Annotated in this window: 11 protein-coding genes; 3 read left to right on the top strand and 8 right to left on the bottom strand. The window is 60.5% G+C overall.

The genetic code is table 11. The annotated features are described in order from the left end of the window. Positions 1–92: 92 nt before the first annotated feature. The 8 genes from moaA to FQ182_RS27845 all read right to left on the bottom strand — a co-directional run bounded on the left by moaA (position 93) and on the right by FQ182_RS27845 (position 11,483). The gene (gene moaA, locus FQ182_RS27880) at positions 93–1,079 is read right to left on the bottom strand and encodes a GTP 3',8-cyclase MoaA (protein ID WP_149412435.1); all 987 of its coding nucleotides are present in this window, start codon (positions 1,077–1,079) and stop codon (positions 93–95) included. 1 nt (position 1,080) lies between these two features. Continuing rightward, positions 1,081–1,998 (bottom strand): peptidylprolyl isomerase, encoded by a 918-nt coding sequence (locus FQ182_RS27875; protein ID WP_149412436.1) that lies wholly within the window; start codon positions 1,996–1,998, stop codon positions 1,081–1,083. 10 nt (positions 1,999–2,008) lie between these two features. Beyond that, positions 2,009–2,689, bottom strand: a complete 681-nt coding sequence (gene narI / locus FQ182_RS27870) for a respiratory nitrate reductase subunit gamma (protein ID WP_149412437.1) — start codon at positions 2,687–2,689, stop codon at positions 2,009–2,011. Beyond that, positions 2,682–3,437 carry a nitrate reductase molybdenum cofactor assembly chaperone gene (gene narJ / locus FQ182_RS27865; protein ID WP_149412438.1) on the bottom strand — a complete coding sequence of 252 codons (756 nt, stop codon included), beginning with the start codon at positions 3,435–3,437 and terminating at the stop codon, positions 2,682–2,684. Before narJ ends, narI begins: the two co-directional genes overlap by 8 nt. 2 nt (positions 3,438–3,439) lie before the next feature. After that, on the bottom strand, positions 3,440–4,978 hold the full coding sequence (gene narH, locus FQ182_RS27860) for a nitrate reductase subunit beta (RefSeq protein ID WP_149412439.1): 1,539 nt from the start codon (positions 4,976–4,978) through the stop codon (positions 3,440–3,442). A 1-nt stretch (position 4,979) separates the two neighbouring features. Further along, positions 4,980–8,753: a nitrate reductase subunit alpha gene (locus tag FQ182_RS27855; protein WP_149412440.1), complete on the bottom strand. Its 3,774-nt coding sequence runs from the start codon at positions 8,751–8,753 to the stop codon at positions 4,980–4,982. Positions 8,754–8,820: 67 nt separating this feature from the next. Next, positions 8,821–10,218, bottom strand: a complete 1,398-nt coding sequence (locus FQ182_RS27850; protein WP_149412441.1) for a NarK family nitrate/nitrite MFS transporter — start codon at positions 10,216–10,218, stop codon at positions 8,821–8,823. A gap of 2 nt (positions 10,219–10,220) precedes the next feature. Continuing rightward, positions 10,221–11,483, bottom strand: a complete 1,263-nt coding sequence (locus FQ182_RS27845; protein ID WP_149412442.1) for a nitrate/nitrite transporter — start codon at positions 11,481–11,483, stop codon at positions 10,221–10,223. A 311-nt stretch (positions 11,484–11,794) separates the two neighbouring features. Between FQ182_RS27845 and FQ182_RS27840 the strand changes: the two genes are divergently transcribed. From FQ182_RS27840 to FQ182_RS27830, 3 genes are all read left to right on the top strand, one after another. Next, on the top strand, positions 11,795–13,597 hold the full coding sequence (locus FQ182_RS27840) for a HAMP domain-containing protein (protein ID WP_149412443.1): 1,803 nt from the start codon (positions 11,795–11,797) through the stop codon (positions 13,595–13,597). Further along, positions 13,594–14,241, top strand: a complete 648-nt coding sequence (gene narL, locus FQ182_RS27835; RefSeq protein WP_149412444.1) for a two-component system response regulator NarL — start codon at positions 13,594–13,596, stop codon at positions 14,239–14,241. The genes FQ182_RS27840 and narL overlap by 4 nt, the downstream gene beginning before the upstream one ends. A 156-nt stretch (positions 14,242–14,397) precedes the next feature. After that, complete coding sequence (locus tag FQ182_RS27830) at positions 14,398–15,078, top strand: Crp/Fnr family transcriptional regulator (protein WP_149412445.1); 681 nt, start codon at positions 14,398–14,400, stop codon at positions 15,076–15,078. Positions 15,079–15,238: the final 160 nt, after the last annotated feature.

Genomic DNA, 15,238 nt, shown 5'->3' with positions numbered 1-15,238 from the left:
TTTAAGACACAACATGCAGTAAGAGTACGGAGAAAAGCACTGGCTGCAATTGACCAGCGTCAAGTTTTCAAAAGCGCATTGAATGATTGTTCTCACCCGCCACTCATGTTCATGAACCGCAAAATCTGCACCTCACCCTCCCCCGTAAAATCATGGCGCAACGGCTTGCCCTTCAACGCCTTCTGCAGCGCCTCAACCAGCGGCCGATCATCCAGCGGGTACCTGCGCACCAAAGCGCGAAAATCCACCGCATTGTCCTGCCCCAAACACAGCAGCAACTGCCCTTCCACCGTCATCCGCACCCGATTGCAGCTGGCGCAGAAGTTATGGGAGTTGGGCGAGATAAAGCCAATGCGCGTCTGCGGATGCCGGGCCAAACGCACATAGCGCGCCGGACCGCCGCTGTTTTCGGTGCTGTCCAGAAGCTCATGCCGGGTGGCGATCAGCGCCCGCACTTCATCGCTGGCACAAAAGGTTTCACCCCTTGAGCGCCCCACATCCCCCAACGGCATCTCTTCGATAAAACTGATGTCGATGCCCTGGTCGATGGCGTACTGGACCAGCGCCGGGACTTCATCGAAGTTGCGCCCTTTCATTACCACGCAGTTGAGCTTGACCCGCTCAAACCCCGCATCCCGCGCGGCCTCAATACCGTCGAGCACCTGCCGCAGGTTGCCGTTGCGGGTGATCGCACGAAACCGCTCCTCATCCAGGCTATCGAGGCTGATGTTCATGCGCTTGACGCCGGCCTCCACCAATGGCCGGGCCAGGCGCCCCAGTTGCGAGCCGTTGCTGGTCATCACCAGTTCCCGCAGGCCGGGCAAGGCGGCGATGTTGCGGCACAGCTCGACAATGCCCGGTCGAATCAGCGGTTCGCCACCGGTCAGGCGGATCTTGCGTACTCCCTGGCCGACGAACAGAGCCGCCAGCCGATGCAATTCCTCAAGGGTCAGTACCTGCTGGCGCGGCAGGAACGTCATGTTTTTCGCCATGCAATACACACAGCGAAAATCACAACGGTCAGTCACCGACAACCGCAGGTAATCAATGGAGCGGCCCACACCATCCACCAGGCTCATGTCACTGCACCAACGGAGAGTCGGCGCCCTGCAAGGCGATACCGCGTACATCCGCCGCACCAATCAGGGTTTGCAGGTATTGCACCAACGCCTTCTGCCACACCCCTTGCTGCAGTTGGGTGCGAATAGCGACCGCCACCGCTTCGTAAGGCAACGGCTGGCCTTCGATGCGCTGGTCGACGCTGATGACGTGCCAGCCATAGCGACTTTCCAGCGGTTTGCTGGCGATGCCCGGCGCCAGGGTGAACAACTGGCGCTCCAGTTCCGGCACAGTCTGGCCCTTGCTGACTTGGCCCAACGAACCACCCTGAGCTTTTGATGGGCAGGCCGAATATTTGAGGGCCAGTTCGGCAAAGCTGCCGGGGGCTGCTTCCAGGCTCAGCAACAACACCTCGGCCTGGGAGTGCGCCAAATGGCGCGCTTCGGCGTCGTCCGGCGCGCATTCCAGCAGGATATGCCGCACCGCCAACAACGGCGCGCTGTGAAAGCGCCCGCGATTGCTCTCAAAGTAGTGCAGGCAGGTGGCCTCGTCGCAATCGGGCACCTTGACCTCCTGTTCCAGCAACATACGGGTGGCCGCTTCCTCTTCGTTCTCGCCGGCACCCACGTCCAGCAGCAGTCCCAGTTCGCGAATCCGCTGCTGCAACAGCTCGCGGATCACCAGGGCCCGGGCGGCAAGGAACACCGCCTCTTCACGGCTTTGCGCTGGATGATATTGCAGTTCCTGAGCCATCGCCTCCGGGGTGACGGGCACCCCGTTGACGCTGACGATTGGCCATTCCTGTTCACTGCTGGCGATCAACTCTGCCGCTTGGGGCTCAACCTCCAGCGGTGCCTGAACCTCGATTACCGGCTCCTTGGCCGACGATCCGCAACCGCCGCCGCCACCATTGCCACCACATCCGCATCCAGTAGTCATGACGATCTCCTCAGTACTTCTGCCGAACGATTTGATAACGACGACCCAGGTACCAGATCGGCGCGCTGACCATATGCACCAGACGGGTAAACGGGAACAGTACAAACAGCGTCAAGCCCAACGCCACGTGGGCCTTGTAGATCAGGCTCACCGGGGCAATCGCCGCTGCAGCTTCCACCGGCCGCAGCAACACCACGTTCTGCGCCCAGTCAGCGAGCATCACCATGACCGAACCGTCCATGTGGCCGGTGGAGGCAACGATAGTCAGCAAACCAAGAAGCAACTGCGCCAGCAGCACCAGCAAAATCATGATGTCCGACGGGCTCGATGTCGCACGAACACGCGGGTCACCCAGGCGGCGCTTGACCAGCATCAGCAAGCCCACCAGGCACAGCAGGCCAAAGAAGCCACCGGAGACCATCGCCAGCAACTGCTTGTTCTCGGTACTGATCACATGGTGGTAGATCGATGCCGGCGTCAGCAGCCCGACAAAGTGTCCGGCCAGCACAAACAGCACGCCGATATGGAAGAAGTTGCTCGCCACGCGCATGCCACGGTTGTTGAGCATTTGGCTGGAGCCGGCCTTCCAGGTGTACTGGGACAGGTCAAAGCGCGCCCAACTGCCCAACAGGCAGATCGCCAGGGCGACGTAGGGGTAAACCCCAAATACCAGCAAATTCCACTTAGACATTACCCGCCTCCTTGGCTGGCGCGGCGGCCAGCCCTTCGTGCTGAAAATCCACCCAGTGCAATGGCACTGCGCTTTCCTCGCGAGCCTTGCCCTGTGCGCTGGGCATCGAGCTGCAACGGTCCTGCTGCTCGGCCTGCATAAAGTCCACGGCCTCCTCTTCCCAGATCTTGTCCAGGGCTTCGAGGGAGTCGTCCCGAGGCTCGGCCGCTACTTGCTCCCGCAACTCGGCAACAGCCTGGTGCGGTTCGGCGCCAGCAATCTGCAGCAGCGCGCGAAAGCAAGCGGCATAGCCGCTCTCGCGTTCGTCCAGGCGTGCCGCCAGCAACGCCAGCAAGTGCGCCACATCTGCCAGGCCCTCGCGGGCCTCGATGTCTTCGCGGGTGGACAAAAACTCCAGGTACAGCGGGATGTAGTCCGGCAGCTCCTTGACGCCGATGGCGAATCCCGCTTCCTCGTACTGGGCCATCATGTCGACCATGGCCTGGCCCCGGTCGCGGGACTCGCCATGGACGTGTTCGAACAACAGCAGTGACAGCGAACGGCCACGGCCAAATAGCGCGCCGTAGTGTTCCTGGCCGTCCATCAAGTCATTGCCGCAGATCAGTTCCAGCAGATCGAACAGCGCGCCGCGCTGCTTGGGGCTGATTTCCCGCGACTCGATGATTGCCCGCTCCAGTTCGTCACGACCGGCCACCAGGGTCTCGGTGGGATAGTCCAGCAGCAACGAAATTACTTTCAGGATGCGCATATTCAATCCTCCCAAATCTGTACGGTTTTCAGCACGTCGCGGCGGTTGGCCTTCTTGGCGCCGAACATGTTGGTATCGGAACTGCCGCTGCAACCGCTGCCAAAGCTGAAGCCACAACCGGAACGCTCGGCGAAGGCATCGCTCATGGCATCTTCACGGTGGGCACTTGGCACCACAAAACGGTCTTCGTAGTTGGCAATCGCCAGGTAGCGGTACATCTCTTCCACTTGGTCCACGCTCAGGCCGACGTCTTCCAGCACTTGCAGGTCCTGTACCCCGTCCACTTGCTGGGAGCGTTTGTAGGCACGCATCGCCAGCAGGCGTTTCAAGGCACGCTTGACCGGTTTTTCATCACCCGCCGTCAACATATTGGCCAGGTAACGCAAAGGGATGCGCAGGCTGTCGACATCCGGGATCACCCCGTTCATGCCCACGGTGCCGGCAGCAGCAGCGTTCTGGATCGGCGACAGCGGCGGCACGTACCAAACCATCGGCAAGGTGCGGTATTCCGGGTGCAGCGGCAGTGCCAGTTTCCAGTCCACGGCCATTTTGTAGACCGGCGAACGCTGGGCCGAGTCGATCACCGACTGCGGCACGCCATCGGCCAGAGCCTGGTGAATCACCGCTGGGTCGTTAGGGTCGAGGAAGATTTCCAGCTGCTTCTCGTACAGGTCATGTTCATTGGCGGTGCTCGCCACTTCGCTGATGCGGTCGGCGTCATACAGCAGCACGCCGAGGTAGCGAATACGACCGACGCAGGTTTCCGCACACACGGTGGGCATGCCGGCTTCGATACGCGGGTAGCAGAAGATGCACTTCTCGGACTTGCCGCTTTTCCAGTTGAAGTAGATCTTTTTGTACGGGCAGCCGCTGATGCACATGCGCCAGCCCCGGCATTTTTCCTGGTCGATCAGGACGATACCGTCTTCTTCACGCTTGTAGATCGCACCGCTCGGGCAGGATGCCGCGCACGCCGGGTTAAGGCAGTGCTCGCACAGGCGAGGCAGGTACATCATGAAAGTGTTCTCATACTCCCCGTAGATGTCGGCCTGGATCTGGTCGAAGTTCTTGTCCTTGCGGCGCTTGGCGAACTCAGTGCCGAGAATTTCTTCCCAGTTTGGGCCCCACTCGATTTTTTCCATACGCTTGCCGGACACCAGCGAACGCGGGCGCGCGGTCGGCTGGTGCTCGCCCAAAGGCGCGGTGTGCAGGTGCTGATAGTCGAAGTCGAACGGCTCGTAGTAGTCGTCCAGGCTCGGCAGGTCGGGGTTGGCGAAAATATTCGCCAGCACCCGGAACTTGCCGCCGATGCGTGGGTTGATCGAGCCATTGGCGTTGCGCACCCAGCCGCCCTTCCACTTGTCCTGGTTTTCCCATTCTTTCGGGTAGCCAATGCCGGGCTTGGATTCAACGTTGTTGAACCAGGCGTATTCCATGCCTTCGCGGCTGGTCCAGACGTTTTTGCAGGTGATCGAGCAGGTGTGGCAGCCGATGCATTTGTCCAGGTTCAGGACCATGCCGATTTGTGAGCGAATTTTCATCTCAGTTCTCCTCGATATCGGTCGGCAATGGACGCGGCAGGTCATCGCCGCTGGAACCGTCGAGCCAATCGACTTTGGACATCTTGCGCACCACGACAAACTCATCGCGGTTGCAACCGACCGTGCCGTAATAGTTGAAACCGTAGGCCTGCTGGGCATAGCCGCCGATCATGTGGGTCGGCTTGAGCACTACGCGGGTCACCGAGTTGTGGTGGCCGCCACGGGTCTTGGTGGTTTCCGAACCGGGCACGTTCACAATCCGTTCCTGGGCGTGGTACATCATCACCATGCCTTCCTTGACCCGCTGGCTAACTACCGCCCGTGCGGTCAGGGCACCGTTGACGTTGAAGCACTCGATCCAGTCGTTGTCCTCGATCCCGGCGCGCTTGGCGTCGATTTCCGAGAGCCAGACAATCGGCCCGCCACGGCTCAAGGTGAGCATCAGCAGGTTGTCGCTGTAAGTGCTGTGGATACCCCACTTCTGGTGCGGCGTAATCCAGTTCAGGACGATTTCAGTCTCGCCGTTGCTGCGCTTGCCCTTCACGCCTTCGATGGTGCGGGTGTTGACCGGTGGCCGGTAGCTCATCAGCTGCTCGCCGAAGGCCTGCATCCACGGGTGATCCTGGTAGAACTGCTGGCGGCCAGTGATGGTGCGCCATGGAATCCCTTCGTGAACGTTCGTGTAGCCGGCGTTGTAGCTGACGTGTTCGTCTTCCAGGCCCGACCAGGTAGGGCTGGAAATAATCTTGCGCGGCTGCGCCTGGATATCGCGGAAGCGAATGGCTTCATGAGCCTTGGAAATCGCCAGGTGGCTGTGGTCGATGCCGGTGAATTCCGACAGCGCCGCCCAGGCTTTCAAGGCGACCTTGCCGTTGGTTTCCGGGGCCAGGGACAGGATCACTTCAGCGGCGTCGATGGCCGTGTCGATTTTTGGCCGACCGTGGCTGATACCGGCGTCATTTTCGTGGTGGTTCAGCTCACCCAGGAACTCGACCTCTTCATCGGTGTTCCAGTTGATGCCTTTGCCGCCGTTGCCGAGTTTTTCCAGCATCGGGCCGAGCGACGAGAACTGCTTGTAGATGTTCGGGTAGTCCCGTTCCACTACGGCCATGTTCGGCGCGTTCTTGCCCGGTTCCGGGGCCACACCGGCACTTTTCCAGTCGGTGCCGCCAAACGGCTGGGCCAGTTCGCCAACGCTGTCATGCATCAACGGCACGGTGACCAAGTCTTGCTCGACACCCAGGTGCCCGACCGACATGGCCGAGAAGGCCTTGGCGATACCCTTGTAGATTTCCCAGTCAGAACGCGATTCCCACGCCGGGTCGATAGCAGCCGACAACGGGTGAATGAACGGGTGCATGTCCGAGGTGTTCATGTCGTCTTTTTCGTACCAGGTTGCGGTCGGCAACACGATGTCGGAATAGACGCAGGTGGAGGACATACGGAAGTCCAACGTGGTCACCAGGTCAAGCTTGCCAATGGCGCCGTCTTCGACCCATTCAGCTTCAGTAGGCTTGCACTCGCTGCTATGGCCGATGTCTTCGTTCATCACGCCGTTCTTGGTGCCCAGCAGGTACTTGAGCATGTACTCGTGGCCCTTGCCCGAGGAGCCCAGCAGGTTGGAGCGCCAGATAAACATGTTGCGCGGGAAGTTCACCGGGCTGTCCGGCTGTTCGCAGGCAAAGCGCAGGGTGCCGTCCTGCCAGGACTTGACCACGTAGTCTTTCGGGTCCATGCCAGCGGCAGCAGCGTCGCGGCAGATATGCAACGGGTTGGTGTTAAGTTGCGGTGCACTAGGCAACCAGCCGGCGCGTTCGGCGCGGATGTTGTAATCGAGCGCGTGTTCCGGGAACTGGGATTTGTCGGCCAATGGCGAGAGCACATCGTGCATGCTCATCTTCTCGTGGCGCCACTGGGAACTGTGGCCGTAGAAGAAGCTGGTGCCGTTCATCTGGCGTGGCGGACGGTTCCAGTCCAGGCCGAAGGCCAGTGGCAACCAGCCGCATTGTGGACGCAGTTTTTCCTGGCCCACGTAGTGAGCCCAACCGCCGCCAGTCTGGCCGACGCAACCGCAGAGCATGAGCATATTGATCAGCCCGCGGTAGTTCATGTCCATGTGGTACCAGTGGTTCATCGCCGCGCCGACGATGATCATCGAGCGCCCCTTGGTCTTGTCGGCGTTGTCGGCAAACTCACGGGCAATCTGGATAGCTTTCTCACGGCTAACGCCAGTGATCTGCTCCTGCCAGGCCGGAGTGCCCGGTACGCTGGCGTCGTCGTAGTCCTTGGCCACGTTGGCGCCGCCCAGGCCACGGTCGATGGCCAGGTTGGCCGCCGACAGGTCGAACACGGTGGCGACTTTGGCGACGCTGCCGTCAGCCAGGGTCACGCTGTGCACCGGCACGCGACGGAACTGCACGGCATCACCGGCCACGTGTTGGAAGTATTCCTGTGCTTCACCGGCAAAATACGGGAAGGCTACTTCGGCGACGTCATCACCGATCAGGCTCAGTTTGAGGTCGATCTCACGACCTTCACCGCCTTCCTTGGGCAGAATGTTCCACTTACCCTTCTCGCCCCAGCGATAGCCGATGGAGCCTTGCGGGGAGACCAGTTCGCCGCTTTCATCGAGGGCGATGGTTTTCCATTCCGGGTTGTTTTCCTGGCCCAGGTTGCCAGTCAGGTCCGAGGCGCGCAGGAAGCGATCCGGTTGGAACCCGGCGCCCGGTGCAAAACCGGTCATGGGCTTGAGCATCACCAGCACCGGCAAGTCAGTAAAGCGCTTGGCGTATTCGGTGAAATAGGCGCTCGGCTTGTCCAGGTGAAATTCTTTGAAGATCACATGGTTGAAGGCCTGGGCCAGCGCGGCGTCGGTACCCTGCTTGGGGTTGAGCCACAGGTCGGTGAGCTTGGCCACTTCCGAATAGTCGGGGGTGATGGCGACGGTCTTGGTGCCCTTGTAGCGCACCTCGGTAAAGAAGTGGGCGTCCGGGGTACGGGTCTGCGGGACGTTGGAACCCCAGGCGATGATGTAGTTGGAGTTGTACCAGTCGGCCGATTCCGGCACGTCGGTCTGCTCGCCCCACACCATCGGCGAGGCCGGTGGCAGGTCGCAGTACCAGTCGTAGAAGCTCAGGCACACGCCGCCGATCAGCGACAGGTAACGTGAACCTGCGGCGTAGCTGACCATCGACATGGCCGGGATCGGCGAGAAGCCGACAATGCGGTCCGGGCCGTATTGCTTGATGGTGTAGACGTTGGAGGCGGCGATGATCTCGTTGACTTCCTCCCAGTTGGAACGGATGAAGCCACCCATGCCGCGCTTGCTCTTGTAGGAGTCGGCCTTGACCTTGTCCTCGACGATGCTGGCCCAGGCCTCAACAGGCGCCAGGGTCAGGCGTGCTTCACGCCACAGCTTGAGCAATGGCTTACGAATTTTCGGGTACTTGAGCCGGTTGGCGCTGTAGATGTACCAGCTGTAGCTGGCACCACGAGGGCAGCCACGGGGCTCATGGTTAGGCAGGTCGTTACGGGTACGCGGGTAGTCGGTCTGCTGGGTTTCCCAGGTGATCAGGCCGTTCTTCACGTAGATCTTCCACGAACACGAGCCGGTGCAGTTCACACCGTGGGTGGAACGCACGATCTTGTCGTACTGCCAGCGGGAACGGTAAACGTTTTCCCAGTCGCGAGACTCCTTGCGGGTCTCGCCGTGGCCGTCGGAGAACTCGTTTTGCTTACGGTTGAAGAACCGCAGTTGATCCAGTAAGTGACTCATGATGCTTTCCTCTCAGGCTTGCTGCGGGGTCTACGCCCCGCCCACGCAAAGGGTGAATTGGGGTCGGCTAGCAGGGGGTCTCGGCGCCTTTGCGGGCGTACCACCACCAGGTCACGACGATGCAACTCAGGTAGAAGCCGACAAACATGTAGAAGGCCATCGCCGGGCTGCCGGTGTAAGCCATGGACGAGCCGAAGGTTTTGGGAATAAAGAACGCCCCAAAGGCGCCCATGGCCGAGCTGAAACCGAGCACTGCGGCCGATTCCTTGCTGGCGTTTTTCAGGGCTTGCTCACGCTGTTCGGCGGGTTGGCCGGCGCTGGCTTTTTCATGCTGGGTGCGGAAGATCACCGGGATCATGAGAAAGGTCGAACCGTTGCCGACGCCGGTGGTAATGAACAGCAGCATGAACATGCCGAGGAAGCCGTAGAAGTTGCCGCCCTCGCCGTTCTGCGGCAAAAAGTGCAGCACGCCGAACACCATCACGATCATCAGCACGAAGTTCCACAAGGTCACTCGTGCGCCGCCCAGCTTGTCTGCCAGCCAGCCGCCCAGCGGCCGTACCAGGGCGCCAACCAATGGGCCGAGGAAGGCGAATTTCAAAGCAATCACATCAGGGAATGAGGTTTTGATCAGCAGCGGAAAGGCAGCGGAGAAGCCGATGAACGAACCGAAGGTCGCCAGGTACAACCAGCACATCAGCCAGTTGTGCTTGCGCTTGAAGATCACCGCCTGGTCGCTGAACGAAGCGCGAGCGCTGGACAGGTCATTCATGCCGAACCAGGCGAATACAGTGACGACGATGATGAACGGCACCCAGATAAACCCGGCGTTCTGCAGCCACAACTGGCTGCCGTCTTCCAGAATTTGCGGTTGGCCGCCCATCAGGCCGAACACACCGAAAGTGATCACCAGCGGCACGCAAAACTGCATCACCGACACACCCAGGTTACCCAGGCCGGCATTCAAGCCCAGGGCCGTACCTTGCTGGGACTTGGGGTAGAAGAAGCTGATGTTGGACATGCTGGAGGCGAAGTTGCCGCCACCAAAGCCGCACAACAAGGCGATCAGTACAAACACGCTGTAAGACGTGCTGGGGTCCTGCACCGCAAAACCCATCCACAACGATGGTAGCAGCAGCGATGCGGTACTCAGGGCGGTCCAGCGACGCCCGCCGAAGATCGGCACCATGAACGAGTAGAACACCCGCAACGTCGCGCCGGACAAGCCCGGTAATGCCGCCAGCCAGAACAACTGGTCGGTGGTGAAGCTGAAACCGATGGCGTTCAGGCGCACGATCACCGTGCTCCAGACCATCCACACGGCGAAGGCCAGCAGCAACGCAGGAATGGAGATCCACAGGTTACGGGTGGCGGTCTGTTTGCCGCTACGGCCCCAGAACGCCGGATCTTCAGGGCGCCAGTCGTGGATCACCGGACCCGATTCGGGTTTTTGCAAAAGGGTCATGTTCATTCTCCTTGGAGAGGCTGGGCCGCAGGCGCTTTACCGAGCAGCGGCTGCTTGCGAATTTCGCTGAAGTACATCCAGGTCAAGGACACCCAGACCACGCCGTACATCAACATGAAGCAGGAAGAGCGCACGCCGGTGAGGTCCACCAGAGCGCCAAACATGATCGGCAGCACAAACCCGCCGAGGCCGCCGGCCAGGCCGACAATGCCCGACACCGCACCCATGTTTTGCGGGTAGTCGTTGGCGATGTACTTGAACACCGAGGCCTTGCCAAAGGCGAAGGCGATGCCCATCACGAACAGCAGCACGGTGAACACCGTGGCGTTAAGGCCGATATGGAAATCCAGCGGGCCGTTGACGGTCTGCACTTGCAGTTGGGTTTGCGGGTACGACAGCAGGAACAGGCAGACCCAACTCACCCACAACACCCACCAGGTCACGCTTTGCGCGCCCCAGCGGTCGGACATCCAGCCGCCTACTGCCCGCAGCACACCGCCCGGCAAGGAGAAACAGGCCGCCAGGAGTGCAGCACTTTGCAGGTTGAAGCCGTATTCCTGGACGTAGTACTTGGTCATCCACAACGCCAGGGCCACATAGCCGCCAAAGACAATCGAGTAGTACTGGCAGTAGCGCCACACGGCCGGGTCCTTGAGGCACAGCAACTGCTCGCGCAAGGTGGCGCCACCGGCACTGCGGTGGGCCTTGTTCTCGGCAGTGAGGAACCAGAACAGCAGCGCGGTGATAAACAGGATCGCGCTGAACACCTTTGGCACCAGGTGCCAGGTGCCAAAGGCAATCAAGGCAGGAGCAAGAAACTTGGTCACTGCCGCGCCGGCGTTACCGGCGCCAAATACGCCCATGGCAAAGCCCTGGTTCTCTTTGTCGAACCACTTGGCGACGTAGGCGATGCCCACCGAGAACGAACCACCGGCCAGGCCAACAAACAGCCCCAGCACCAGGAACTGCCAATAGGCAGTTGCGTAGGTGATCAGGTACAGCGGCAGCACGCAGGTCAGCATCAACACGAAGAAGACGATGCGCCCGCCGAAGCGGTCGGTCAGCAGGCCCAGGGGCAGGCGCACCAGGGAACCCGTCAAGACCGGGGTGGCAGCCAGCAGGCCGAATTGGGTTTCGTTGAGTTGCAGCAGTTCCTTGATTGGCACGCCGAGCACGGCGAACATCATCCAGACCATAAAGCACACGGTGAAGGCCAGCGTGCTCATACCCAGCACTAGACCCTGTTTTACGCGCGGTTGAGTCACGGTTTGCGCTCCAGAAAGTTATTCCATGAGCGCAGGTTAGGGGCCACACCCCCGCAGAACTTGACCCAGATCAACGAACGCCTGGGGGGTATTGGCCTATGCTGGGGCCATCTACCTCTAAGGAGGTAGATCCAATAACAAGAGAAAGTCTTTATTTATCAATGGATTGATCTCTTGTGCCGGTGTTTTCCCATGGGAGGGTTTGCCGGCAACTCTTTAGAGGTAGTGCGCCAGGGATTGCGTTTTTTATCCACCATTCCCCGTTTCAGGTGCCGCCATGCTGCTTCTTTCCACCCTTCGATTACACCGTGATGTTTAACTGGCTGCGCAGCTCCCTACCCGCTCGCGCCGGCCTGGCAGTAATCTTGATTGCAGTTCTGGCCCTGGCCAGTTCCCTGAGCGCTGGGCTGATCGCCTGGTTCAGCCAGGGCGATGGCGCCGCGATCAATACCGCCGGCTCCGTGCGCATGGAGACCTACCACCTGAGCTGGAAACTCTCCGACAGCGCCAGCGATGAGGAAATAAAAAAGATCACCCAAAGCCTGCAACGGCGCCTGGACAGCCAGTCCCTCAAGGCGGTGCTGGAAGACGGCCCTAACAGTTCCCTGCAACAGAGCTACCAGCAGATCCAGCAACACTGGAACCTTGAGTTGCGCCCGGCGCTGGAGCGCGGTGACGGGGTATTTTTCCGTGAGCGAGCCCCGGCTTTCGTCGAACGGCTCAACCAGTTCGTCAGCCTGTTGCAGCAACAAAGCGAACATAAACAAAGCTGGCAGCAACTGATCCAGGGCCTGGCGTTGTTCAGCACCCTGATAATCCTGCTGCTGGGCCTTTATGAGTTGCAGTACGGCGTGGTCACGCCCCTGCAGGAATTGGTCGACGCTACCCGGCGCTTTCGCGACGGTGACTACAAGACCCGGGTCAACCACCGCTCTCAGGATGAACTGGGCCAGCTTGCCCTGAGCTTCAACACCCTGGCCGAAACCATCGAAGAGTCCCATCGCACCCTGGAAAGCCAGGTCCAGCAGAAAACCCTCAATCTGCAACAGGCCAACGCGGCCCTCGAATTGCTCTACCAAAGCAGCCGCAGCCTGGCCACGCGCCAGGCCAATGCCGAAGTCCTCGACGAGTTGATCCGCCGCTTCCAGAAACGCCTGCCGGGCCTGCGCCTGTCGCTGTGCCTGAAAGGCCATTTCCTTGCACCGGCCCAGCAGATGCTCGCCCTGCATGGCGAGAACAGCCGCAACATCTGCGCCATCGGCGATTGCGCCACCTGCGAGCGGCATCACGTCGCCCCACCGCAAATGTTCAGCATCAGCAACCAGGGCGCGGAACTGGGGGAGCTCAAGGCACACTTTGTCGACGGCCATCCGCCCCAGGGCTGGGAGAATGAACTGATCCAGGCCCTGGCCAACCTGATCGGCACCTCTCTGTCCCTCAAGCGTCAGCGCGAACAGGATCACCGCCTGTTGCTGCTGGACGAACGCACCATCATCGCTCGGGAACTGCACGATTCCCTGGCCCAGGCCCTGTCTTACATGAAGCTGCAAGTCAGCCGCATGCAAACCTTGCTGCGCCGAGGCGAACCGGTGGAAACCCTGGAAACCGTCACCGGCGAACTGCGCGAAGGCCTGAGCAATGCCTACCGCCAGTTGCGGGAGTTGCTCACCACCTTCCGCCTGCAAATCCACGATGCCGGGCTGGTGCAGGAACTCAAGGACACCGCCGAAGAATTCTCCCGCCGGGGCGAATTCCAGGTGCACCTGCACGTCGATGCCTTGGCCTTCCAACTCTCCGCCAGCGAGCAGATTCACCTACTACAAATCACCCGTGAAGCCCTGTCCAACTGCCTGCGCCACGCCCATGCGCAAAACGCCTGGCTGCAACTGCGCCAGAGCGGCGAAACCGTGACCCTGAGCATCGAAGACGATGGCCGTGGCTTCAGCGGCGCCGTGGACCAGCGCGAACACCACGGCCTGACCATCATGGACGAGCGTGCCCGCAGCCTGCACGGCCAGCTCGATATCTCTTCCCGCGAGCCTCAGGGTACGCGGGTGCAATTGCTGTTCCGCCCGGAATTTCTCGGACAGTCCCTACAAGGTAGCTTTTCATGAACACTCCCCTGCGCCACCACATCCTGCTGGTAGACGACCACCCGATGATGCGCCACGGCATGCGCCAGATGCTGGAACTGGAAGATGACCTGCAGGTAGTCGGCGAAGCCGGCAACGGCGAAGAAGCCCTGGGGCTGATCGAGTCGCTGCAACCGGACCTGGTGCTGCTGGACAACAACATGCCGCAAATGAACGGCCTGGAAACCCTGCGCCGCCTGCGGGCCATGGACTACGCCGGCAAGGTGCTGCTGTTTACCGTGTCCGATGCCGAAGACGACATCCGCGACGCCCTGCGCCTGGATGCCAACGGTTATTTGCTCAAGGACATGGAGCCGGAACTTCTGATCCAGTACATCCGCGACGCCCTCCACGGCGCCCTGGTGATCAGCCCCGGCCTGACCCGCGTCCTCGCCCAGGCCTTGCGTTCACCGCAGCCCCATGCGGCGGTGGAACTGACGGAACGTGAACGCCAGGTGTTGAAGACCATTGCCGGCGGGTACAGCAACAAAGTGATCGGGCACAAGCTGGGGATTACCGAAGGAACGGTGAAGGTGCATGTGAAGAATTTGCTGCACAAACTGGGGTTGCGCTCGCGGGTAGAGGCGGCGGTGTGGGCGATGGAGCATCTGCGTCAGGCTGGATAAATTCGGTCTGAACAAAAGTCACCAAGAAAGTCACCAAGACAGTTGCTGCTACGCGTTGTAGTTGTACATCTAGCCCTGCCTCTTTGGAGGTAGCCCGGTAGAGGCATAGGCCCCGCCAGTGTCACGGCCTACCATGGGCGAGACCGGAGGTACGCCATGCTGACCCACCCATCCATCGTTTTAACCCTGCGCCGCCATCACCTGTTCAGTCAGTTGCCGGAAAAAGTATTCCAGGACGTCTGCACCCTGGCCAACCTCAAACGCCTGCCCGCCCACGCCACGTTGATGCACCAGGGCGATCCCGCCGAGCGGTTTTTCCTGCTGGTGAGCGGCCAGATCAAATTGCACCGGGTCACCGGCGAAGGCCAGGAACACCTGGTGGAAGTCATCCGCCCCGGCCAGACCTTTGCCGAAGCCTTGCTGTTCAGCCAGGCCAAGGCCTATCCGGTGAGCGCCACGGCCCTCAAGGACAGTCTGCTGGTGACCATCGAAGGCCATCACTACCGCAAGGCCCTGGAGGTCCAGCCAAAAATTTGCCTGGCGATCCTGGCGACCATGAGCATTCACCTGCATCAACGACTCAAGGACATCGACACCCTGACCCTGGCGAATGCCAGTCGGCGGGTGATCAACTTTTTGCTCCAGGAACGCGATGCGCTCAGTGGCGATGTGGTGTTGCAGGTGCCCAAGCGGTTGGTGGCGTCGAAACTGGGGATCCAGCCGGAGACGTTTTCCAGAATTCTGCATCGGCTGGTGGATGGCGGGATGATCGAGGTGCAGCGGCGCACGATTCGGATTTTGTGTGAGGAGCAGTTGATGGGGTACCAGGCGGGCTGAGGTTGGGTTGGGTACATATCCGTTATTTTGGTTGGGGCGGATTAGGGTTACGCCCTTACGGCGTGTCACTTTTGAAAAGAGCCCAAAAGTAACCAAAAGGCTCTTGCCCCACCACTTGGTGCCTCGCTTAGGCTCGGCATGCCTTCACTCCGGCATTGCT

It is taken from the genome of Pseudomonas sp. ANT_H4 (assembly GCF_008369295.1).
Taxonomy (GTDB): domain Bacteria; phylum Pseudomonadota; class Gammaproteobacteria; order Pseudomonadales; family Pseudomonadaceae; genus Aquipseudomonas.
The sequence above is the reverse complement of the archived record's forward strand: the minus strand, read 5'-3'. Positions and strand labels throughout refer to the sequence as shown.